Annotated in this window: 19 protein-coding genes; 8 read left to right on the forward strand and 11 right to left on the reverse strand. The window is 71.5% G+C overall.

The annotated features are described in order from the left end of the window. Window positions 1-2: 2 nt before the first annotated feature. The 5 genes from ACZ56L_RS26930 to ACZ56L_RS26950 form a co-directional block, all read right to left on the reverse strand. Entirely contained in the window at window positions 3-833 is an 831-nt protein-coding gene (locus ACZ56L_RS26930; RefSeq protein ID WP_345226078.1) for an ABC transporter permease, read from the reverse strand. Then, window positions 830-1,648, reverse strand: a complete 819-nt coding sequence (locus tag ACZ56L_RS26935) for an ABC transporter permease (RefSeq protein WP_471066877.1) — start codon at window positions 1,646-1,648, stop codon at window positions 830-832. The genes ACZ56L_RS26930 and ACZ56L_RS26935 overlap by 4 nt, the downstream gene beginning before the upstream one ends. After that, window positions 1,645-2,631, reverse strand: a complete 987-nt coding sequence (locus ACZ56L_RS26940) for an ATP-binding cassette domain-containing protein (RefSeq protein ID WP_345226075.1) — start codon at window positions 2,629-2,631, stop codon at window positions 1,645-1,647. The genes ACZ56L_RS26935 and ACZ56L_RS26940 overlap by 4 nt, the downstream gene beginning before the upstream one ends. 53 nt (window positions 2,632-2,684) lie before the next feature. Then, entirely contained in the window at window positions 2,685-2,954 is a 270-nt protein-coding gene (locus ACZ56L_RS26945; RefSeq protein ID WP_345226072.1) for an acyl carrier protein, read from the reverse strand. A gap of 90 nt (window positions 2,955-3,044) precedes the next feature. Beyond that, the gene (locus tag ACZ56L_RS26950; protein ID WP_471066879.1) at window positions 3,045-4,715 is read right to left on the reverse strand and encodes an AMP-binding protein; all 1,671 of its coding nucleotides are present in this window, start codon (window positions 4,713-4,715) and stop codon (window positions 3,045-3,047) included. A 147-nt stretch (window positions 4,716-4,862) separates the two neighbouring features. Here ACZ56L_RS26950 and ACZ56L_RS26955 point away from each other — a divergent pair, with 147 nt between their 5' ends. Next, entirely contained in the window at window positions 4,863-6,470 is a 1,608-nt protein-coding gene (locus ACZ56L_RS26955; protein ID WP_471066881.1) for a (2,3-dihydroxybenzoyl)adenylate synthase, read from the forward strand. Continuing rightward, a complete protein-coding gene (locus tag ACZ56L_RS26960; RefSeq protein ID WP_471066883.1) occupies window positions 6,467-7,315 on the forward strand; it encodes a 4'-phosphopantetheinyl transferase family protein in 849 nt (282 codons plus the stop codon). Before ACZ56L_RS26955 ends, ACZ56L_RS26960 begins: the two co-directional genes overlap by 4 nt. Here ACZ56L_RS26960 and ACZ56L_RS26965 read toward each other — a convergent pair. After that, window positions 7,270-8,484, reverse strand: coding sequence for a cytochrome P450 (locus ACZ56L_RS26965; RefSeq protein ID WP_468690513.1), 1,215 nt, complete (start codon window positions 8,482-8,484; stop codon window positions 7,270-7,272). The genes ACZ56L_RS26960 and ACZ56L_RS26965 overlap by 46 nt on opposite strands. A 252-nt stretch (window positions 8,485-8,736) precedes the next feature. On the opposite strand from ACZ56L_RS26965, the gene ACZ56L_RS26970 reads away from it, so the two are divergent. Next, window positions 8,737-9,975, forward strand: a complete 1,239-nt coding sequence (locus ACZ56L_RS26970; RefSeq protein ID WP_401761574.1) for a cytochrome P450 — start codon at window positions 8,737-8,739, stop codon at window positions 9,973-9,975. 82 nt (window positions 9,976-10,057) lie between these two features. On the opposite strand, the gene ACZ56L_RS26975 is transcribed toward ACZ56L_RS26970, so the two are convergent. Then, window positions 10,058-12,412 (reverse strand): AfsR/SARP family transcriptional regulator, encoded by a 2,355-nt coding sequence (locus ACZ56L_RS26975; protein WP_471066885.1) that lies wholly within the window; start codon window positions 12,410-12,412, stop codon window positions 10,058-10,060. 767 nt (window positions 12,413-13,179) lie between these two features. On the opposite strand from ACZ56L_RS26975, the gene ACZ56L_RS26980 reads away from it, so the two are divergent. After that, window positions 13,180-13,599 (forward strand): SbtR family transcriptional regulator, encoded by a 420-nt coding sequence (locus ACZ56L_RS26980; protein ID WP_471066887.1) that lies wholly within the window; start codon window positions 13,180-13,182, stop codon window positions 13,597-13,599. 266 nt (window positions 13,600-13,865) lie between these two features. On the opposite strand, the gene ACZ56L_RS26985 is transcribed toward ACZ56L_RS26980, so the two are convergent. The 3 genes from ACZ56L_RS26985 to ACZ56L_RS26995 all read right to left on the reverse strand — a co-directional run bounded on the left by ACZ56L_RS26985 (window position 13,866) and on the right by ACZ56L_RS26995 (window position 15,679). Next, window positions 13,866-14,417 carry a hypothetical protein gene (locus ACZ56L_RS26985; RefSeq protein WP_471066889.1) on the reverse strand — a complete coding sequence of 184 codons (552 nt, stop codon included), beginning with the start codon at window positions 14,415-14,417 and terminating at the stop codon, window positions 13,866-13,868. 29 nt (window positions 14,418-14,446) lie between these two features. Then, complete coding sequence (locus tag ACZ56L_RS26990; protein WP_471067038.1) at window positions 14,447-14,755, reverse strand: VOC family protein; 309 nt, start codon at window positions 14,753-14,755, stop codon at window positions 14,447-14,449. Between the two features lie 345 nt (window positions 14,756-15,100). Continuing rightward, entirely contained in the window at window positions 15,101-15,679 is a 579-nt protein-coding gene (locus ACZ56L_RS26995; RefSeq protein WP_471066891.1) for a YbaK/EbsC family protein, read from the reverse strand. 351 nt (window positions 15,680-16,030) lie between these two features. On the opposite strand from ACZ56L_RS26995, the gene ACZ56L_RS27000 reads away from it, so the two are divergent. The 3 genes from ACZ56L_RS27000 to ACZ56L_RS27010 all read left to right on the forward strand — a co-directional run bounded on the left by ACZ56L_RS27000 (window position 16,031) and on the right by ACZ56L_RS27010 (window position 19,135). Further along, a complete protein-coding gene (locus tag ACZ56L_RS27000; protein WP_401761562.1) occupies window positions 16,031-16,252 on the forward strand; it encodes a hypervirulence associated TUDOR domain-containing protein in 222 nt (73 codons plus the stop codon). Window positions 16,253-17,205: 953 nt separating this feature from the next. Further along, a complete protein-coding gene (locus tag ACZ56L_RS27005) occupies window positions 17,206-17,964 on the forward strand; it encodes a MerR family transcriptional regulator (protein ID WP_471066893.1) in 759 nt (252 codons plus the stop codon). 817 nt (window positions 17,965-18,781) lie between these two features. Continuing rightward, window positions 18,782-19,135: a beta/gamma crystallin domain-containing protein gene (locus ACZ56L_RS27010; RefSeq protein WP_345226048.1), complete on the forward strand. Its 354-nt coding sequence runs from the start codon at window positions 18,782-18,784 to the stop codon at window positions 19,133-19,135. A gap of 349 nt (window positions 19,136-19,484) precedes the next feature. Here ACZ56L_RS27010 and ACZ56L_RS27015 read toward each other — a convergent pair whose 3' ends face one another. Further along, a complete protein-coding gene (locus tag ACZ56L_RS27015) occupies window positions 19,485-20,018 on the reverse strand; it encodes an EF-hand domain-containing protein (protein ID WP_345226045.1) in 534 nt (177 codons plus the stop codon). A gap of 478 nt (window positions 20,019-20,496) precedes the next feature. Between ACZ56L_RS27015 and ACZ56L_RS27020 the strand changes: the two genes are divergently transcribed. Next, the gene (locus ACZ56L_RS27020; protein ID WP_471066895.1) at window positions 20,497-21,252 is read left to right on the forward strand and encodes a (5-formylfuran-3-yl)methyl phosphate synthase; all 756 of its coding nucleotides are present in this window, start codon (window positions 20,497-20,499) and stop codon (window positions 21,250-21,252) included. Window position 21,253: the final 1 nt, after the last annotated feature.

The following is a 21,253-nucleotide window of genomic DNA, read 5'->3' on the forward strand; positions in this document are numbered from 1 at the left end:
GGTCAGCCGCGCTTCACGAGGAGCGCGAAGCGCCGGGTGGCGACGACCGTGCACACCGCCGTGACGCCGAGGGTCCAGGCGGCGGTGCCGAGCACCGGCACCGTCAGCGCGCCCTGGTGGGACAGCCCGGCGAGCGCCTCGGCCGCCAGGGAGACCGGGTTGACGCCCACCGCCGGCTGGATCCAGCCCGGGAAGGCCTCCAGGGGTACGTAGCCGCTGGACATCAACGTCATCACCAGCGTGGGCATCTGGACGTACCGCACGATGATGCCGGGATGCTGGGCGACCAGTGCGACGGCGACCGCCAGCGCGCTGCACATCATCCCGAACAGGGCCACGATCCCGAAGAAACCGAGTGTCGCCAGCGGCCCGTTGGAGAACCGGAAGCCGACCGTGTGGGCGACGAGCGTCACCAGGACGGCCACGCCCATGATGCGGACGAAGTCGCCGCCGATCCGCCCGAAGACGTACGCCCGCATGTCCAGCGGCATCGCGCGCAGCCGGTTGAACACCCCGCTGCGGATGTCGCTCCACAGGGCGATGGCGGTGGTGAGGATCGAGGAGAACGCCGTGGTGAGCACGATCAGCGGGGCGAGCCGGCGGACGTAGTCGACGTCCTGGGTGTCGCGCACCAGCACACTGAAAGCGGCCAGCAGCATGAAGAGCTGGAGCAGCGGAAAGGCGACGGTGACGATCAGCATCATCCGGTTGCGGACGAACTGTCGCACGACGCGCCCGGCGATGATCGCGGACGCCCCGGCGAGGGTGGTCGGTTCCGGCGAGGGGGACGGCGGCGCCGTCGGTGCGAGAGGTTCCGGCGACTGCACGGTCATCGGACGGCCACCTTCCTGAAGGCTGTGGTCGTGGTCCACGAGAAGAGGGCGACGAGTCCCACCAGCCAGGCGAGGCCGGGCAGCACCGCGCCCCAGGTGAGTGCGGTGCTCGACAGGGCGCGCAGCGCGTCGATCACCGCGGACACCGGGGAGGCGGCGACGATCGGCTGGAGCCAGCCGGGGAAGAGGTCCGCCTCGACGAAGCCGGTGGAGAGCACCAGCAGCGGCAGGTACGGCAGGTGGAGGACCGCACTGAGCGCCTCCAGGTTCTTCAGGCGCAGCGCGATGGTGGCCGTGGCCAGCGAGAGCGCGACGGTGAACGCCACGGCGAACACCAGGAATCCGAACGCGGCGAGCACCCCCTGGTCGAAGCGGAAGCCCACCAGGTGCCCGGCGAGGACGACGGCGACGCTGGACAGGAGTCCTTGCAGCGCCACGACGGCCAGGTGCGCCAGGCTCATGGCACGCATGTCGACCGGGCTGGTCAGCAGGCGGGTGAAGACGCCGCTGGAACGGTCGGCGGCGAGGTCGGTGGCGCTGCCGATGGCCACGAACATCAGGGCCTGCACCAGGACGGTCGGGGTGACGAAGCGGCCGAAGTCGATGCCCCGCGCGTCGAGCATGGCGGCGAAGGTGCAGTAGAAGATGGCGAAGAAGAGCAGCGGCTGCACGACGGTGGCGATCAGGCCGCCCCGGGAGAAGGAGCGTGTCCGCAGCCGGTCGAAGAGCACCTGGAAGTCGTGCTGCCAGCCGGGCGGGCGGCCCGGGGGCGCCGGGGCGCCGGGCACCGCGGCGATGTCGGGCGTGGTGCTCATCGGGCGGCCCCCTGCGCCGCGGGTCCGCCGGCGGCCGGGCCGGCGGCGGTCGGCCCTGCGGTGGCCGACGGCTCGGTGAACGCGAAGAAGACCTCGTCGAGCGTCGGTTTGGTGACCTCGATGTCGGCGATCCGCAGCCCCTTGCCGTCCAGCCGGGCGAGCACCCCGCCGACGTCCTCGGGGCGCGCCATGGGCACGGCCACCTTGTCGCCCTCGGCGGTGACGCCCGGCAGTTCGCCGAGGGCGAGGCGGGCCGCTTCGGCGTCGGCGGCACTGGTCAGGGTGAGCCGGCACATGAGGCCGCCCACGTCCCGCTTGAGCTCGTCCGACGAGCCGTCCGCGAGGACCCGGCCCTTGTCGATGACGACGATGCGGTCGGCGAGCTGGTCGGCCTCCTCCAGGTACTGCGTGGTCAGCAGCACGGCGACGCCGCGCGCGGCCTCGGCCCTGACCATCTCCCACAGGAGTTTGCGGCTGCGCGGGTCGAGCCCGGTGGTGGGCTCGTCCAGGACGAGCACCGGCCGCGGTACGACGAGGCTGACGGCGAGGTCGAGGCGTCGGCGCATGCCTCCGGAGAGGTAGCCGACAGGGGTGTACGCGGCGTCGCCGAGCTCGAACCGCTCCAGCATCTCGCCCGCCCGCTGCTGGGCCTCGCCCTTGCCGAGGCCCAGCAGGCGGCCGAAGAAGACGAGGTTCTCGCGGGGGTTGATCTGTTCGTCGAGGGCGGCGAACTGTCCGGTGAGGGCGATGTTGGCGCGCACCAGGGAGGGGTCGGTCGCGGGGTCGTGGCCCAGGACGCGGATGGTGCCGCCGTCGGGCTGCAACAGCGTGGTGAGGCAGTTGATGAGGGTGGTCTTGCCCGCTCCGTTGGGGCCGAGCAGGCCCACCACGGTTCCGGCGGGGATCCGCAGCGACACCCGGTCGAGTGCGGTCTGTTCACCGAAACGCTTGGTGAGGTCCGAGAGGGCGATCGCCTCGGTCATCGTGGCTCCTTCATTGCGTCAGGACGTCGTCGTGCGGGGAGGCGGTGCGTTTCTCACGACGGCGTCCGGACCTCGACCTGGCTCAGGACGTAGGCGAGCACCTGCTCGGTGGTCTGGATGGCGCGTCCGGTCTGCTCGTCGATCGGCGGCAGGTCGAAGTCGTCCTCGATCGCGAACGCCATCTCCAGCAGGGCCAGGGAGTGGAACCCCAGGTCCTCGACGAGACGCATGTCCTTGCCCGGCTCGAACTTCTCCCGTTCGGGGGCGAGTTGCTCGATGATCGCGAGCACGGTCTCGCGCACCTCTTCACTGGAGTAGGACATGGGGTCTCCTGTTCTGGGGGCCGGTCGGGCGGGGCGGTGCGGAGCCGGCCGGGTCGGAGTGGTGCGGGGCCGGCCGGACGGAGCTGCCGGTCAGGTCCGGGAGGTGCCGGCCGTGACGGCGGGCGCCCCGTCGAAGACCTGTTCCTGGCTGAGCCGCTGCCAGAGCTGTCGGCGGCGGCTCTTGCCGCTGCTGGTACGGGGGATGGCGCCGCGCGGCACCCGTGCCACGTGCCGGCGGGTGCCGGGGCAGGCGGAGGCGAGCACGTCCTCGGCCAGTTCGGCGGCCCGTTCGTCGAGCCCCTCCAGCACGGCCACGGCGTGTGCCCGCCCGTCCGCCTCGCCGAGCACGACGCAGACACGGCTCAGGTTGAGTCCGGCCCGCCCGAGCATCAGCTCGACGTCCTCGGCGAAGAGCGAGCGGGCGTGCACCTTGACGCTGTCGCCGAGCCTGCCCAGTACGTAGAACTCCCCCGCCAGCGCGAAGGCGACGTCGCGGGTGAGGAGCCGGCCGCCGGTGAGGGCGGTGCTCCCGGCGGGGCCGTCCGCGAGGTAGCCGTCGGCCAACGAGGTCCCGGCGACGGCCAGTTCGCCGACGTGCCCCTCGGGGAGCGGTTCTCCGTCCTCGTCCACCACGGCCACCGTCAGACCGTCCAGGGCGCGGCCGCAGCTCGTCACCTGAACCGTCTCCCGGTCCGTGTCCCCGTCGGCGAGGCTCACCCGTGCCCCGACGCGCAGGTCGTCGCGGCGCACGCGGACGGCGCGCGGAACCTCCTCGACGGGCACTCCGGTGACGGCGAGGGTGCTCTCGGCCAGTCCGTAGGCGGGGGTGAGGGTGTGCGGGGCCAGGCCGTGCGGGCGCAGCAGGGCGGTGAAGCGGGTCACCAGCGCGGGGTCGATGCGTTCGGCCCCGACGATGACCGCCCGTACACCGGACAGGTCGGCGCCCTCCAGGTCTCCGTGGCCGACGCGGTCCACGATGCGCTGGAGGCCGAACGCCGGGGTGGCGGTGATCGTCGCGGGCCGCTCCACCCGGTTCGCGTCGAAGCGGGCGAGGTACGACAACGGGTGGCGCAGGAAGGTTTCGGGCCTGCACACGGCGAGCCGGTTGTTGCCGGAGACCGGCACCACCAGGCAGCCGATGAGCCCCATGTCATGGTGCATCGGCAGCCACGAGCACCAGGAGTCGTCGCGTCCGGCCCGCTCCCAGGCGCGGATCGCGGCGGTGTTGGCGTCCAGTGCGGCATGGCTGATCCGCACCCCGCGCGGGCGGCCCGAGCTGCCCGAGGTGAACTGGACCAGCGCCTGCTCGGCCGGGTCCCGCCTGCCGGGTCCGGCCTCGGCCAGCTCCTCCAGGAGCAGCAGACGGGTGTGCGGTGCGGCTTCCGCCAGGACGTCCGCGGCGAAGTCGTGGTGGGCCGCGTCCACCACGACGGCGTCGGCGCCCACGGCCCCGACGACGGAGCGGACGTGCGCGCGGGCGGCCTCGCCCGACATCCGGGTGGGCGGCGCCAGTACGCTCACCACGCACCCGGCGGCCTGCACCCCGTAGAACGCGGCGACGAGGTCGGGTCCGGTGGAGCACAGCAGCGGCACGACCGCTCCGCGCGGGACTCCGGCCGCGACGAGCCCGCCGGAGATCCGGGTGGCCGCGTCGGCGAGCTCCGGGTAGGGCCGGTAGACGTGGGAGGTCTCGTCGAACATCTCCACACCGGTGTCGTCGCGGGGGGCGTCGAGCCAGCTCAGCGTGTGGGGTCGGCTCATCCATCACTCCTCGGCGGGTGGCCCGGGGGCCGGGGTGTCTTCGGCGACGGTGGTGACGATAGGAGCGATCGCGTCGTCGGCCGTCGTCTCTTTCACGGCTCTGTTCGCCCCGTTCGGCACGGTGTGGCGGGCCGGAACACTGGCGGCATGGATGAGTTCACGCCGTGGAGCGACGAGGACGCCGCCCGCTACCGGGCCGCCGGCATCTGGCGGGGGGTGCCGCTGGGCGACGCGCTCACCGAAGTGGCGCTCGCCCACCCCGACCGGACCGCCGCCGTGGACCGCCGGCGCCGCGTCACGCACGGGGAGGTGCGCGCCGAGGCCGACGAGATCGCCCGCGGTCTGCTGGCCCGGGGGGTGAACCCCGGTGACCGGGTCATGGTGCAGTTGCCGAACGTCGTGGAGTTCCTCACCGTCACGGTCGGGATGTTCCGGGCGGGCATCGTCCCGGTGTTCGCGCTGCCGGGGCACCGGGAGAGCGAGGTGCGCCACCTCATCGAGGCCTCCGGGGCGGTCGGTTACGTCACCGCGGGCCGCTTCCAGGGCTTCGACTACCGCACCGTGGCCCGCCACGCCGCGACCCTGCCGGGCGTCCGTACGGTGATCGTGGCGGACAGCGACAGCGGCGACCTCACCCCGCTGGACCGGGTGCGCGCCCAGGGCGCCGGCACGGAGCCGCTGCCGGCGGTCGATCCGTCGGGCGTCGCGTTCCTCCTGCTGAGCGGCGGCAGCACGGGCAGGCCGAAGCTGATCCCGCGGACGCACGACGACTACCTCTTCAACATCGACGCCTGCGCGCGGGCGTTGGAGTTCGACGAGGACAGTGTGTACCTGGCGGCGAACCCTGCCGCCCACAACGCCGCCCTGGGCTGCCCGGGGGTGCTGGGTGCGCTGCGGGTGGGCGGAAAGGCGGTGCTCGCCGCGAGCCCGTCCCCCGACGAGGTGTTCCCGCTGGTCGAGAAGGAGGGCGTCACCCACACCACGGTAGTGCCCGCGCTCGCCGCGCTGTGGTCCAAGGTCGCCGCGAAGCGGCCGGTGGACATGACGGGCGTGCTCCTCCAGGTGGGCAGCTCGAAGTTCGACGAGCAGGCCGCCGGGCGCGCTCAGGCGGCGCTCGGGTGCCGGATCACGAACTGGTTCGGCATCGGCGAGGGCCTGCTCACGTACACGCGCCTGGACGATCCGGAAGAGGTCGTGCACGGCACCGAGGGCCGCCCCCTCTCCGATCTGGACGAACTGCGCCTGGTGGACGAGGAGTTGCGCGTGGTGCCGCCGGGAGAGGTGGGCGAACTCGTCACGCGCGGCCCGTACACCATCAACGGCTACTGGAACGCCCCGGAGGCGAACCGCACCTCCTTCACCCCCGACGGCTTCTTCCGCACCGGGGACCTGGCCAGGCTGACCCCTGAGGGCAACCTGGTGATCGTCGGCCGGGCGAAGGACGTGATCAACCGGGGCGGCGAGAAGGTGTCGGCCGACGAGATCGAGGGGCACCTGCGCGGCCACGAGGCGATCGACGACGCGGCGGTGGTGGCCCGTCCGGACGCCGACCTCGGCGAGGCCACGCTCGCGTTCGTGGTCCCCGTCGGCGCGGGGCGGACACCTTCACTGGTGGAGATCAAGCGGTACCTGGCGGGCAAGGGCCTGGCCACGTTCAAACTCCCCGACGAGGTGCGGGAGGTGCCGGTGCTGCCGCGCACCCCCGTCGGCAAGATCGACAAGGTGGCCCTGCGGGCGACGGTGGAAGCGGGTTGAGCCGCAGGACCGCGGCTCCGGGCGCCCGTACGACCCGTGCGACGAAAGCGTTCGCCTCCGGTACGGAGGGTACGACAGCGGTGTCCGGCGTCGTCCGGACACTGCTCCCCCGGTACGCGGCCGCCCTGGACAGCACCTGCGAGCTGACCGGTCCCGCGCTCTTCGCGGCGGAACTCCGGCAGGTCGCCGACGTGTCGCCGGGGCGACGGGACGAGTACGCCACCGTACGGCGCCTCGCGCGCGCCTGCCTGGCCGAACTGGGCCTCCCGCCGGCTCCGCTGGTGCGCGGCGCCGACGGGGCGCCCGGGTGGCCGCCGGGCACGGTCGGCTCGCTGACGCACTGCCGGGGGTACCGGGCGGCCGCGGTGGCGCGGGCCCGGGACGCCGACGGCCTGGGCATCGACGCCGAGCCGTGCGCCCCGCTGCCCGGCCGGGTGCTGGCACAGGTGACGTCGGCGGCCGAGCGGGCCCACCTGGCGGAGCTGGCGGCGGCCCGGCCCGACGTCCCGTGGTGCCGGGTGCTGTTCAGCGCCAAGGAGGCGTACTACAAGGTCTGGTATCCGGCGACGGGGTGCTGGCTGGGCTTCGACGACGCCGAGGTCGCCCTCCGGCCGGACGCGGAGAGCGGTACGTTCGTGGTGCGGCCGGTCTCCGGCGGCGCCCGGCGGAAGCGCCGGGCGGACGCCCTCTTCGACCCGGTCGCCACCGGCTTCCCGGCCCTGCGCGGCCGGTGGGCCGCCGGTGCGGGCGTCGTGGTGACCGCGATCGCCGCTCCGGCGGGCTCGTTGCCGTGCCCCGCTCAGGCGGGCCGCACGGCGACCGGCACGCTGCGGTGCGCCCAGTAGGGGAACCGGAAGCCGCCCGCGCTGGGCTCCCACACGTTCTCGCCCGCCGACTCGATGTCCGCGAACCGGGCCACCAGCCGCTCGAAGACCACCGCCCCCTCCATCCGCGCCAGTGCCGCGCCGAGGCAGTGGTGCACCCCGCCGCCGAAGCTGAGGTGGGGGTTGGGCGACCGGGTCAGGTCGGCGCGGCCCGGGTCGTGGAACACCTGCTCGTCGTGATTGGCGGAAGCGAGCAGCAGCACGACGACCCGCCCCTTGCGGATGGTCAGCCCGGCGATCTCGATGGGCTCCAGGGCCAGCCGGGTGGTGGCGTGGATGGGCGCGTCGTACCGCATGAACTCCTCCAGCGCGCTGCCGGAGACGCCGGGGTCCTCCCGCAACTGCCTCTGGGTGTGCGGCTGCCGGACGAAGAGGTCGCCGCCGGTGGCAATGGCGTTGGTGGTCGTCTCGAAGCCCGCGTAGTAGACGAACAGCGCGTTGTCGATGATCTCCTCGTCGGTCAGCGGCTCCTCGCCGTCCTTGACGGCGGTGAGCATCCGCGACAGCAGGTCCTCGCCGGGTCGCCGCCTGCGCTCGCGGACCAGCCCGGCCATGTAGTCCCGCAGTTCGACCACGGCCCCGTGCGCCTCCCGCTGCTTCTCCGGCGGTATGAACACGGCGAAGGCCTGGGCGAGCGAGGTGGACAGGCGGGCGATCTCGGCCCGGTCGGGGCGGGGGATGTCGAGGAGTTCACTCATCACCGTCATGGGGACGGGCACGGCCAGGTCGGCGACCAGGTCGAAACGGCGTTCGTCGGCGAACCGGTCCAGCATGCCGTCGACCAGCCGGGCGACGGGTTCGCGCATCCCGCGCACCATGGCCGGGCTGAGCGACTTCACGAGCAGGCGGCGAAGCCGGGTGTGGCCCGGCGGGTCGCGGTCGACGACGATGCGCCGCAGGTAGTCGTTGGCGGGCCCCTCGCCCACCGACACCTTCTGGTACTCCTCGGGGAACTCCCGGCCGAGCCGGGGGTCGCGCAGCAGCGCGGAGACCTCTTCGTGCCGGGGGAAGACCCACTGCCCCGGGCCGCCCCGGCAGACCGGACCGTACGCGCGCAGCCGCCGGTAGACCGGGTACGGGTCGCGCATGGCGCGCGCGTCGTCCAGCAGGAAGCGCGGCATGTTCAGCACGGTGTTCAACGCTGCGTCACCTCCCGGCACCCTCGGGTGCGCGGCTCGGGTCCGGTCGTTCCCCTGGCCCGCCCAGTCTGGGAGCCGGGGGCGGGGCGGCGGACGGCGGTGAAGGACTGGCGACAGGTTCCCCCGCACGCCCGCCCGCGGACTGTCAGGCTCACCGGTGCACCACGCGCACCCCGGACACCCGCGCGAGCACCACGCGCGCCCACCGGACACCCCGTGCAAGCAACAGGAGGCGTCGGCCGCATGCGAGAGCTGCCCGTGAAGTTCGACTCCCGCGATCCCGCCGTGGTCGCGGACCCCTACCGGGTGTACGCCGGTCTGCGCGAGGCCGGGCGCCTCGCCCGGGGCGCGGCCGGCCAGTGGGTGGTCTCGCACCACAGGGACGTCAGCCGGCTGCTCAAGGACCGCAGGCTGGGGCACGAATACCCGCCGGAGTACCACGAGTTCTCCACCGGGACGGGTCCCGCCAACGATTTCCTGAAGCGGATCGTGCTGGACCAGGACGCACCCGCGCACACCTTCCTGCGAGGCATCATGCAGCGCTCCTTCAGCCCGAAGCTGATGCGCAGGCTGGAGGAGTACGTCGCCGAACAGGTGGACCGGCTGATGGCCGAGGCGCAGCGGCGGGCGGGCTCCGACGGGGTGCTGGACGTGGTCGGCGACCTGGCCTTCCCGCTGCCGGTCACCGTGGTGTGCGAGCTGATCGGCATCCCGGACGTGGACCGGGACGCGGTACGCCCGCACGCGGTGGAGCTGGCCAAGGCGTTCGCCCTGTACGTGCCCGTCGAGGAGCGGGCGGCCGCGCACGACGCGGTGACCTGGCTGCGCGCCTACGTGTCGGAGCTGGTCGAGGAGCGGGCCAAGCGGCCCGCCGACGACCTGATCAGCAATCTGCTCGACGCGCAGCGCACACAGCCCGGCTTCGACCGCGAGACGCTGGTCGACAACGTCGTCTTCCTGTTCTTCGCGGGCTTCGAGACGACCACCAACCTGATCTCGACGATCTTTTCGGCGCTGCTCCGGCACCCGGAGCAACTGGCCCTGCTGCGGCGGCGTCCGCAGCTCGCGGTGCCGGGCGTCGAGGAGTTCCTGCGCTACGACGCGCCGATCCAGGCCACCGCACGCTATGTGCGGGAGGCGGTGGAGATCGACGGCCGCACCGTGCGCGCGGGCCGCATCCTGGTACTGCTGCTGGGCTCCGCCAACCACGACCCGGAACGGTTCGCCGACCCGGAACGGCTGGACATCACCCGCGACCCCAATCCGCACGTCAGCTTCGGCGGCGGTGTGCACCACTGCCTGGGCGCGGCGCTGGCCCAGGTGGAGGGACGCGCGGTGCTGCGGTGGCTGGCCCACGCCCCGGGCACGCCCACCGCGGCGGGCGCCGTGGAGCGGCGGCCCAGCGTCACCTTCCGCGCCTACCGCAGCATTCCGGTGCGGCTGGAGCCCGCCGGACGGACCCGGCCGGTGTCCGCGCCCTGAGGTCCGCCCGTCGCACGCACGAGACCCGCGACGGGGGAGGGGGCCCGTGGGAACTCCTCCCACGGGGCCCGCCCCCGTCCGGTCACAGCACGGGCTCCTCCGAGCGGACGCCCGGCCCCACCGCGGCCGTCAGCATCGCGCTCTGCTCCAGCAGTCCGCTGCCCCGGCACGCCTCTGCCAGGTCGAGCAGCGCCGTCCGGTACGCCTCGGCCCCGCCCGGACCGACGGGCCCGGCCTCGTACATCCGGCCCCGGTGTTCGCGCGACAGGACGAACCGCAGGTTGTGCGCGAGCCGGGCGGCCGGACCGAAGAACTCCTCGTGCCGGGCGGCGCACAGCACCGCCAGCATCGCCGGCAGCCCCCGCTCGCAGATCTCCGTCGCCTCCTTCTGCCCGTGGAGCACGGGGACGCGGGGTCCGGGGGCCGGTTCCGCGGCGGTTCCCGGCAGGGCGTCGGCCGGTCCCCCGAGCAGGAGGCAGCAGCGCGTGGTGACGGCCAGGTGGTGGGCGAGCAGCCGCCGCAGGGCCGCGTGCCGCCCGTCGCCGCGCAGCAACTGTTCGAACTCCCCCGTGCCGGCCGCGACACCGGCCACGAGCCCGTGCAGGGCGTAGCGGCCGATGCCGGGCTGTTCCAGGAGGTTCGCGTCGAGCAGGGCCTCCAGCAGCAGTTCGGCGTCGGCCGGACCGGTGCCGAGCAGGGCGGCCGCCTCGTACACGTCCAGACTCGTGTCCGGCAACAGGGCGATCACGTTCAGGGCGTGGCGCTGCGCCTCGCTCAGCGCGTCGACGGAGAGCTGGAGCACCAGGCGGACGCTGCGGTCGCCCGCCTGGAGTTCGGCGGCCCGGCGGCGCATGTCGCCCAGGCGCTCGACCAGGTGGGGAAGCCCCCAGGTGGGGCGGCTGCGCAGTTTGGCGGCTGCCAGGCGCAGGGCCAGCGGAAGTCCTCCGCAGTAGGCGACGAGCCGGTCGGTCGCCTCGGACTCCAGTTCGTCCCCGAGGAGGCGCTGGACGAGGGCGCGGGAGTCTCCCGCGCTCATCCGGGGGACCGGGCAGGGTTCGGTGCCGTCGAGGCCGTAGAGGCGACGACGGCTGGTGATCAGCACGAGGGAGCCGTTGCCCGGTGGCAGCAGGGGGACGATCTGGGCCTCGCTCGCGGCGTTGTCGAGCAGCAGCAGCACCCTGTCGTCGGCGAGTTGGGCACGCCACAGGGCCACCTGGCTGTCCAGGTCCGCGGGGATGCGTCTGCCCTTGATGCCCAGGGAGCGCAGCAGCACCTGGAGCACTTCGGCGGGTTCGCGGGGCCGCTCGTGCGGGCTGAACCCGTGCAGGTCGACGTAGAACTGGCCGTCCGGGCACTCCTCGGCCAGCCGGTGGGCCACGTGCAGGGCGAGTGCCGTCTTGCCGATGCCGCCCATGCCGTCGACGCAGATCAGCAGCGGGCCGGGACCCCGGGAGCCCGCGCGGGCGGTGCGCAGCAGGGTGTCGACCTCCTCGCGGCGGCCGACGAAGTCGGTCAGCCCGTGGGGCAGGGTGCAGGTGGCCCGCGGCTGTGCCGTGCGGTCCCGGGGAGGGGCCGACTGTCTACCCGCGTCGAGCTCGAAGGACTCGGGCCGGGCGTTCTTCTCGGACGGGCGCGGCGCGCCTCCGGACCGCAGGTAGGCGAACGCGCCGCCGCGCAATACCGCCTCGTGCACCTGGGCCAGCGAGTGGTCGGGGTCGATGCCCAGTTCGTCGCGGAGCAGGGTGCGTATCTCCGCGTACTCGGCGAGGGCGTCGGCCTGTCTTCCGGAGAGGGACAGCGCGAGCATGAGCTGCGCGCGCAGGTCCTCGGCGAGGGGGTGCTGCGCCACGAGGCCCCGCAGGTCCTCTATCACCAGGGCGGGCGGCGAGACGCGCAGTCGCAGCGCGATGAGTTCCTTCTGGACCGCGAGGCGGCGCTCCTCCACCACCCGTGCGGTGGCGCGGATGAGGCCGTTCTCCACTTCGTCGCTGTCGACGACGTCGGCCGCGACCTGGCCCCGGAAGAGCGACAGGGCCGTCTGCAGCTCCTGGATGAGCTCGGCCTCGCTCGCGCCGCCCTCCTTGAGCGTGCGGGCCCGCAGGCGGCGTTGGTTGAACTCCACCAGGTCGGACTCGGTCGCGCCGACGTTCAGCCGGTAGTTCGGTCCGTCGGTGAGGAGGTAGCCGCCCGCGCCCGGTATCGCCTGGCGGAGTTGCGCGACCGCCTTGCGCACCTGGTTGGAGGCGGTGGCCGGGCAGCACGAGCCCCACACGGCCCTGGCGAGGCGGGGGGTGCTGAGCACCTCGCCGGGTGACAGCATCAGGACGGTGAGCACACGGCGGGCCACGGTGCTGGGCAGCCGGGCGGGGGCGTCCCCGCACCGTACCGCCACGGACCCGAGCACCTGGAAGCGCAGGTCTCCTGCTCCCGAGGTCATGCGACCGGCTCGCAGAGCACGGTCCGAGCCGTCCGGTGTTCTCCCACGGAGGCCGGGCGTCGGTGGTCGGCCGATGCGCCGGGGCCTCGCCCCGGGAAGACGCTCACTCCTAATCGTCCCGGAGGTCCGGCCGGGGTCGCGGCGTGCCGGGCCTCCGGGGCCCCTGATCCGGACACCGTACAAACGGACTTCAAGCCATCCATTCATTCCCCCTCGGACCGCACCGGGGCCGAAACCTTACCCCTGGTGCTGATCAGTTAGCCCACGCTGCCGGGCGGCAATCCCGGAAGTGTCTAAAGACTTGGTATTACGGGCGGACTCGACACCCTGAACCGGGACGATGCCGTTCATCACCGGTGCTCCGCTACACATGTCTGCGCCACGAAGCAGGATGCGGTTCAGGCCATCAGTGCCCGATGAGCGCCGGAAGAACCGGGCCGGAACTTTGCGACACGCCCGCCGGAACTCGCCAACCGGCCTCGACTGCAGGAAATTTGCTTGTGAAACCGGTTTCGGGGCGACGAACTGCGTCGTGGGGTCCGGTCAGGGGGCGTTCTGGTGGGCACTGCGTGGTATGCAGCCGGTTTCAAGCGGAATGGGCCACGCTGATGGAGTCCCGTCGGTGCCGGCGTTGCGGATGGAGACGCGGGCATTGAAGCCGGAACTCCGTTTGTCCAGGCGGTGGTTGGCCGATCATGCGGGGTCCGCGGCGGCGGTGAAGGTGACGGGGCCGGGCGTGGGGAGCGGCTTCCGGCGGAGTCACGGGCATGCGCGGCGCAGGAGTGGGCGGTGGCGGGGTCAGGCCGGTGAGAGTGGCGAGGGTCTGCGAACTGCAGGCCACCGACCCCGCGGTCGCCGACATCGTCAGCGGACGCTTTCCGGCCGCCGAGCGCCTGATGGTCATCTGCGGCCAGGCACACGACGCCGCGACACGGATCATCGAGCGAGCGCGGCTGGCCGGCGCCGTCCGCCCGGACTTCACCAGCGAGGACCTCCTGCTCTTCTTCGGCACCAACGCTGCGCTCGCTCGCGCAGTCGCCGACACCGCCCCCGACGCCTGGCGACGCCAGGTGGCCTTCCTGCTCCAGGGAGTAGGCACAGGAACAGCCCACGCGCCGCTCTCCGTTCCCCCGCTGGCCTCACAGCAGGTGTACGAAGTGCTGGGCAGGCTCACCACCGCGCCGTAGCAGGCGGGGACCGGTTCATGGGCGAGGCCCGTGGTTCCCGGCCGAATTCTCCGACCCGGACTGGAGGAATTCCTCCCTCGGCAAGCTCCTGGCTCCTGCCCGTGCGACAGTGCGACCGCTCTGCTCGCAGCCCCGGCCGCCCACACCCGGGGCGCGCTCTCCGACGCCGCCGCCTGTGGCCTGCGGCACCGCCCGCCGCAGCAGCCTGAGACCGGTGCCGGCACGCGGTCCCGGCCTACGAGGGGCCTACTTTGGCGTCCTGCTCCTCAGGGGGTCCTGGTTCCGGTTCCTCGCCGTGCGCGCCCCTGAGTGTCCCGTCGGCCGCGTGTGAAGGCCAGGACGCTTCCCGCGACGGCGATCAGGGCCAGCGCGAGAGCGATGCTGATGCCGCCCCGGGTGTCCCAGTACACGTCTTCCAGGCTGATCAGCAAGGCGGCCTCGTCGACGACGAGGGCGAGCCCCACTCCGTACGCCAGTCCCGTCCAGGCCCTGGTGCGCGCCGAGCGATGGACCAGGCCGACCGCCCCCACCAGGGCGAGCAGCAGGATTCCCCACACGTAGTGGTGGAGGTGCACTCCCCCGGCCTGCACGTCGCCCACCCCGGCCATGTCGATGTGAATGAGCCAGGTCAACAGCCGCATGCCACCGAAGGTGACGGTGAAACCCCACCAGGCCAGCACGAGACCCCTGCGCTCCGGGGTGATGCCGGGCAGGAGCCGCTGCCAGCCCGTCCGACGGCTCCGGACAGTGGTGCTCCGTCCCAACTCGGCCGGGTCACTTCCCTCGTTCGGCGCCGACGCGCCCTGGTGCGGTGTCACAGTGCTTCTTCCTCGATGAACATACGAATTCACGACAAGCCATCGGCCCGCCTCTCGGCAGACCGACCATCAAGTCCTGCACATGACCGATGCTCCTCCACCGTCGCCCCCAGGGCACAGGCTCGCGCGGCCTCCGTCTCCAGGTCGTCGACACGGCCATGCGAGAGGCGCATGGCCGTTCTCCACCTGGAAACCGAGACTCGGCCGGTGCTGCTCCGGGCCCCCGGGCGAACCCGCTGCGGCTCGCGATCCTCCTCCTGCCGGCCCAGAAGGGCCCGGCAGAAGCCCGCGAACGCCGGCGGATCGGGGACACCGGGGACAAAGGCACCGAAAGTCATCGTCACACCTGCCTCTTGCCCTTTCCCGGCAGAATCACCCTCCACCGGACGCACTCGACGTGCTGGACCACGTCCTGGCCCCGATGTACATCCACGTGCTGTTCGGCGCGGGGGTCACACTGGAGTACGTCGACGGGCCGGCCCAGCGCATCCGCCGACGCCGGAACCTGCTGCACCGCCCTCGTGTCCTTGCGGACCACACTCAGCGACTGCCGGCCGAAACCACATCCGCCGCCCACCGCTGCGCCGACACCAGCGCGGCAAGGGACCCGGAGCGATGAACCCGGAGCCTCTCGCCTGAGCGGCGCGAGTCGATGCTGGTGGAGGCCCCGGAGTGAAGGTGGGTCAGGCTGCGAGGCCGGTGAGGACGACGACGCCGGGGAGCTGGGCGAAGGCCTTGCCCGGGACGACGAGCTTGCCGGTCCGGCGGCCGCTGCCGATCAGCACCTGTTCCCACTCCAGGAGACTCGCGTCGACCAGGAGCGGCCAGTCGGCCGGGAGTCCGATCGGGGTGATGCCTCCGTACTCCATGCCGGTGAGGCCGACGGCGGTGTCCATCGGGGCGAACGAGACTTTGCGGGCGCCGAGTTGCCGGCGTACGACCCCGTTCACGTCGGCGCGGGCGGCGGACGGGACAACGCAGGCCGCGAAGGTGGTCTCACCGCCGCGCTTGGCGGCGACGATCACACAGTTCGCCGAAGCGGCGAGCAGGTCGTCCCCGTAGCGCTCGACGAAGGCGGCGGTGTCGGCGACCGCCGGATCCGTCTCCGTGTAAAGGACATCCGCTGCGGACACCGGGCCTTCCCAGTCGCGGACGGCGGCTGCGACGGGCGCCACGAGGTCGTCCAGGCGGTCGCGGGCCGGGCTCAGGTCCGTGAAACGCTCGAAGAGGGAATTCCCGTGGGTGCTCGCGGGTGTACTCATGCGGGCCATGGTGCCGCACCCGGGTACGGGGTTACAGCCGGAGTCCGGCATGTGGTCTTCATGGTCGCCGACGTCACCCTGATGTTCCCCCGCCGCGACGGACCGCCGTCGCTTCCACGACCCGCTACCCAGCGAGTCGCCGACCGGGCCCGGAGTCGGCGCAACCCCGGAAAATGAACTGGCGCGGTGGTGGCTGTCGCAATGTGGTCGGCCGTTTTCACCGCTTGGGCGTCGGGACAGCCAAACCTGCACACCAGCGTTCCCCTTTCGCCCCGGCCTCGTCCTGGATGCACGGAGGCAGACCCTGCCCGAGAATGGCGGACACGAACAGCAACTCCCCAGGAGTGCGAGATGACGAAAAAGAAGGACCTTCGCAAAGGCGACAAGGTGACCTGGTCGAGTCACGGAAACACCGTGCCCGGCTCAGTGCGGAAAAAGATCACCGAGCGGACCGAGGCTTCCGGGCGGACGGTGGATGCGTCCGAGGACGAGCCGCAGTACGAAGTGGAAAGCGAGAAGACGGGAAAGACCGCGGTCCACAAGCCCGAGGCCCTGCGCAAGAAGAAGTCCTGACCTCACGGACGTACGAGAGTGTGCCGTTCTGGCAAGCCTGTGACTGAGCCGGTGGGAGCGCAGAGCGACCCTGGCAGAGCCCGCGCAAGAGGGAGCGGAAGTCCAGCGGCCACGTGTCCGTTTTCAGGGATCCGACGCACTCGTACGGCGAGGAATTATTTCACCCCGGACAGCGGGAGCCATTCGCGAGGACGTGCGGAAGGCAAACATCAACCATGAGGGGGCGGTCTCGGCTCACCGTCGGCCAGAGAGGGCCAGCGACGCGACGGCGGAGCCCCTGGGTTTCCGTGTTCAAGGCTTTGGAAACAGTCGAGCAAGCCCGCAGACACCTGTACGCCTTCCACCCGCTCACCGGCACCGCCGATCTCGAACTCGGCCGGGCGGCCGACCTGCTACGGGCAGCGGGGCACGAGGACTGGACAGATCATGGCAAAGGGAACCGCCAGGCCGTCACTGGAGAGGCGAACTTTCGTGCTCTCCGCTTTGCGATCCCTCCGCCGCGGCTGACAGTGCTCCAGCCGCCCAGCTCACCCACCGCGAACACCCCTGGCAGGGCGGACCGCCGCTGATCGCGGAAGCCGAGGTCGACATGCCTCTGCATACTGCGGTCCACAGGCACCCAGTGGGAGGGACAGCCCGGTGCCAGTCAGCTCTGCCGCCGAGACGGAACTCGGCTACAGGGGTGCCGGCCGCAGGACGACGCCCTCACCCGTGACACGCTGAGCCGTCCGCACACCTGGAGCGCCGGTACGTCGGTCAGGCGGGTCCACGAGTGCGTCGACTAGGCCGTGTCTTGGAAGTTACTGGTGTGCTGAGTGGGCCGTCGGGGAAAGTCGCGGGCGGCTATCCAGATCGTGAGGGTGCGGGCTTGCGGTTGCCGCTGCGGCAGCTTCTACCGTCCTCAACAGGGCCGGAGAAACCGGCTCGGTGACGCGATCGTGAGGGAGACAGCGATGGACTGGCCTATCGCGGAGGTCGCTCGGATGTCGGGCGTGACCGCCCGGACCCTGCGGCACTACGACGAGGTCGGCCTGCTGCCGCCCGCCCGGATCGGGGCCAACGGCCACCGCTACTACGAGGAGCATCAGTTGCTGCGGTTGCAGCAGATTCTCGTACTGCGGGCGTTGGGCCTAGGGCTTCCCGAGGTCGGCCGGATCCTGGCTGAGCAGGTCGACGAGGTGGACGCGCTGCGCGGCCACCACCTGCGACTGCTTGCTGAGCGGGACCGGCTCGACGCCCTGGCAGGCACCGTCTCCCGCACGATCGCCGACCTGGAACAGTCCAGAAAGGACGGCAACCCCATGACCATCAACCGACCGGAAAACCTGTTCGAGGGCATCCAGCCCTCCCAGTACCAGGAGAGCTTGCGCGACTTCCCCGAGCACGCCGAGGAAGTTGCCCGAAGGGTCGCCGTAATGACCCCGCAGGACATCGAGGCCGGGCAGCGCGAGCGAACGGCGCAGATGATCCTGCTGGCCGACCTGATGGCCGCCGGCCACCCGGCCGACGCCGCGCCCGTGCAGGCCCAGATCGACGCCCAGTACCAGGCCATGACCGAACTGCGGTCCGTGTCGGCCGAGGAGTACCGCACCGTCGGGCGCTCCTGCGTGGACAACAGCGCTTGGCGCTCCGCGTACGAGGCGATCGCACCGGGCCTGGCCGCGTATCAGCGCGACGCCATCGAGGCGTACGCCACAACTCGGCTCAGCTGACTGGGTACCGGGCTGTCACAGGGGACCAGCCCGGAAAGCAGTTGGTCCGTCGCACCAACAGGCTCACCTCGCCCGGCCCATCAGTCGCCGAGCGAGGTGCTGCCCGTCATCGTGACCATCGAGCCCAGGCCGAATGAGTGCCTCCAAACAGCAGAACGATCGCTGCTGGCGCTCGCGAACAAGTTCACCGGGGCTGGCACTTACGCCAGGTCACAGCCATTCGTTGATAGCTGCGACAAGGATGCTTGTCTCGAAGCGGACCGCAAGCTTGTCAAACCGGGTCTAGACGAGATCGCCACCGGATGGGTTCGCCGCACCGGACGGGCCAGCGAGGCGTGCGCGTCGTCCCAGCACCGGCGGGCCCAGGCCCCCGTAGCGTCCCGGGCCCCGTCTGCTCCTTCGTCGAGGCTGCTGGCGGGTCACCGTTGTCGTGGCCCTCGTTCGCGGATCGTCGAGCCCCCGGCGGTCCGCCCCGCCCCGCCCGGACGGTTCGTGACGGGGAAATGAATGAGGAATGACGGGCTTGCCACAACAACGAACTGTTGCCCGGGCCGGCGCACCCGCGTGCCTGGTGCCGTCAGGCGGGAGCCGTGTCTTCTTCTCGTCGCCACCAATGACCGAAATTCTGTTCTATAAAGCCGCCGAATAGTCCGAATGAAGTTGATCAGGACATTTGGCAGCCGGTTCCAGCCATGTCCCATTTGAACGATTGCCATGTACAGGCATCCTGCTCGATCGTGATCGTGCAAGCGGAAAACATGTCCCGGGAACGACCACGGACAAGGTCACGTCCGGGCTCGGCAATAGGGGAGTTCTTGTGCTTTCGAAAACCAAGAGGTTCGCCCGCTCTGCAACCGTGGCGGTCGCCGCCGCGGCCGCGTTCACCGTGGTGATGCCCAGTGGAAACGCCTTCGCCATCGACAGGGTCGAGTGCCGTGGCGGTGAGAATTTCCTCAAGATCTGGTCGCACAGCAACGGCCAGCAGAGCGTGGACTGCTACGCCAACAAGGGTCGGACCAACTTCGGCAACTGGTGGGTCGACCGGATCTCCACGGGAAACAACGACCTGATCTACTACGACGCCAACGGTGACTCCGTACGCGTCAACCGCTGGACCGACATTTCCTTCCCGAACCGCCCGCCGAAGGTGAAGGACATCGAAATTCTCTGACGGGCAGCGGCTCGAATGAGAACGAGTCGATAATCCGGTGCGTCGATTGGCCATATCCGCACCATGGCCAATTCCGCATCTCGCCGACCACGCCTCTTCCGGCGTGGTCGGCGTATGTCATTTCGGCCAGGGCCGCCGGGAGAACCATTCCTTGCCTTCCAGGGGGCGGCGCCCCCTGTCGGCCCTGCGCGCGCTCAGGCGAGCCCGTCGGCCCGGCCGGATTCCGCGCGGTCGAAGAGCGCCACCCGGTACCCCGCCCCGCGGTCGGCCACGCGGCACCGGGAGCCCTGCGCTCGTGAGGAGATCCGGTGGCTCGCTCCGTACGGGGGAGCCACCGGGCCTGGCCGGATCAGCCGACGGCGGAGCCGGCCAGCAGGTCCGCGGGGATGCCGCCCTTGTCGGGGGCGTAGAAGTTCCTGATCTCGGTCTCCCAGGCGTCGACGGCGATCCGGTCGGAGTCGTCGGGTCCGAGGGCCTCGAAGAGGGCGTTGATGTTCGGCAGGTCGAAGCCGACCCCGCGCAGCATGCCGGTGAAGGCCGGCCGGGCGACCCTGCCGCTGCCGTCGGTGTCTCCCATACGGGCGAAGGAGGCCGCGAACTCCGCGATCGCCCCGTCGAAGCGCTCCGGCGACAGGACGCACGCCTGGTACTCGTCGTAGGTGATCCGCCCGTCGCGGTTGGCATCGAGTTCACCGGCGAGGGTGTTCCAGTAGCGGGTGAACCCGGCCCGCATGGCGTTCTTGCGCGCCTCGTCGGCATCGGGCACGGCCGCGGCGACCCGGTCGCTCATCAGCGCGAAGTCGTCGGATTCCAGGACCCCGTTGCCGTCGGCGTCGAACAGGGTGAAGACGACCTTCACGCGGTTGACTGCTTCGTCACGCATGCATTCCTACCTCTCGTCGGGCACAACAGAACTCGGGACGGCCGGGTGGTACCACTCCGGCCGGGTCAGGGCCGTACCGGTGGACGACGGTGGACGCCGTGCCGGGCAGCAGGCCCGCGTCTGCGGGGAACCGCAGCCGTCGCGCTGTCACTATGCGGGCTGCGAACCGCCCTGTCCCGGGAGGCACCCGGTGGTCAGCAGAAAGAGTGAATCCGGCGTTGCCCGGACATAACGGGCCGGGTGCGTCGCCTCCGGCGTCCCGTACGGAGCGGTGGGCGCGGACGCCTGCGGCGGGCGCCCGGAGTACCGGAGCGCACGGCGCACTCGGAAGGCGCGCAGTGCTCAATTCGGTCTCTGCGCGCCCTACCGGGGCCCACGGGCTGCCCGCACGATGAGCACACACCGCAAGATGCCCAAGCGACCCCGCACCCCCACCCGGCCACCCGGGCGGACGGCTGTGCGGGGAAAGGAGTGCGCGTTGCTGCTTCTCATCTCCCCGGACGGCGTCCAGGAGGCCCACGACTGCGCGAAGGCGGCGGAGCACCTCGACATCGTGGACGTCAAGAAACCCGACGAGGGCTCACTCGGCGCGAACTTCCCCTGGGTCATCCGGGAGATACGTGAGGCCGTTCCGGCGCACAAACCGGTGTCCGCCACCGTGGGAGACGTGCCGTACAAGCCCGGCACCGTGGCTCAGGCAGCACTCGGCGCGGTGGTCTCCGGCGCCACGTACATCAAGGTCGGCCTCTACGGATGCACGACTCCCGAGCAGGCCGTCGAGGTCATGCGAGGGGTCGTACGGGCGGTGAAGGACCATCGGCCGGACGCCTTCGTCGTCGCCTCCGGTTACGCCGACGCGCACCGGATCGGCTGCGTCAATCCGCTCGCGCTGCCCGACATCGCCCGCCGCTCCGGTTCGGACGCGGCCATGCTCGACACCGCGGTGAAGGACGGGACACGGCTGTTCGACCACGTGCCGCCGGAAGTCTGTGAGGAGTTCGTACGGCGCGCCCACGACGCCGGCCTGCTCGCCGCACTGGCGGGCAGTGTGCAGGTGGGGGACCTCGGTGCGCTGACCCGGATCGGCACGGACATCGTGGGGGTGCGCGGGGCCGTCTGCGAAGGCGGCGACCGCAACGCGGGGAGGATCAAACCGCATCTGGTGGCCGCCTTCCGGGCCGAGATGGACCGGCACGCCGGGGAACACACGGCCGCCGTCACCGCCGCGGGGTGAC

Source organism: Streptomyces sp. NPDC039736 (genome assembly GCF_055596485.1).

Excerpts from the sequence above, each read along its gene's own strand:
- ACZ56L_RS26930 (WP_345226078.1), bottom strand. The coding sequence starts at position 833 with ATGACCGTGCAGTCGCCGGAACCTCTCGCACCGACGGCGCCGCCGTCC.
- ACZ56L_RS26935 (WP_471066877.1), bottom strand. The coding sequence starts at position 1,648 with ATGAGCACCACGCCCGACATCGCCGCGGTGCCCGGCGCCCCGGCGCCC.
- ACZ56L_RS26940 (WP_345226075.1), bottom strand. The coding sequence starts at position 2,631 with ATGACCGAGGCGATCGCCCTCTCGGACCTCACCAAGCGTTTCGGTGAA.
- ACZ56L_RS26945 (WP_345226072.1), bottom strand. The coding sequence starts at position 2,954 with ATGTCCTACTCCAGTGAAGAGGTGCGCGAGACCGTGCTCGCGATCATC.
- ACZ56L_RS26950 (WP_471066879.1), bottom strand. The coding sequence starts at position 4,715 with ATGAGCCGACCCCACACGCTGAGCTGGCTCGACGCCCCCCGCGACGAC.
- ACZ56L_RS26955 (WP_471066881.1), top strand. The coding sequence starts at position 4,863 with ATGGATGAGTTCACGCCGTGGAGCGACGAGGACGCCGCCCGCTACCGG.
- ACZ56L_RS26970 (WP_401761574.1), top strand. The coding sequence starts at position 8,737 with ATGCGAGAGCTGCCCGTGAAGTTCGACTCCCGCGATCCCGCCGTGGTC.
- ACZ56L_RS26975 (WP_471066885.1), bottom strand. The coding sequence starts at position 12,412 with ATGACCTCGGGAGCAGGAGACCTGCGCTTCCAGGTGCTCGGGTCCGTG.
- ACZ56L_RS26980 (WP_471066887.1), top strand. The coding sequence starts at position 13,180 with ATGCGCGGCGCAGGAGTGGGCGGTGGCGGGGTCAGGCCGGTGAGAGTG.
- ACZ56L_RS26990 (WP_471067038.1), bottom strand. The coding sequence starts at position 14,755 with ATGACTTTCGGTGCCTTTGTCCCCGGTGTCCCCGATCCGCCGGCGTTC.
- ACZ56L_RS26995 (WP_471066891.1), bottom strand. The coding sequence starts at position 15,679 with ATGAGTACACCCGCGAGCACCCACGGGAATTCCCTCTTCGAGCGTTTC.
- ACZ56L_RS27000 (WP_401761562.1), top strand. The coding sequence starts at position 16,031 with ATGACGAAAAAGAAGGACCTTCGCAAAGGCGACAAGGTGACCTGGTCG.
- ACZ56L_RS27005 (WP_471066893.1), top strand. The coding sequence starts at position 17,206 with ATGGACTGGCCTATCGCGGAGGTCGCTCGGATGTCGGGCGTGACCGCC.
- ACZ56L_RS27015 (WP_345226045.1), bottom strand. The coding sequence starts at position 20,018 with ATGCGTGACGAAGCAGTCAACCGCGTGAAGGTCGTCTTCACCCTGTTC.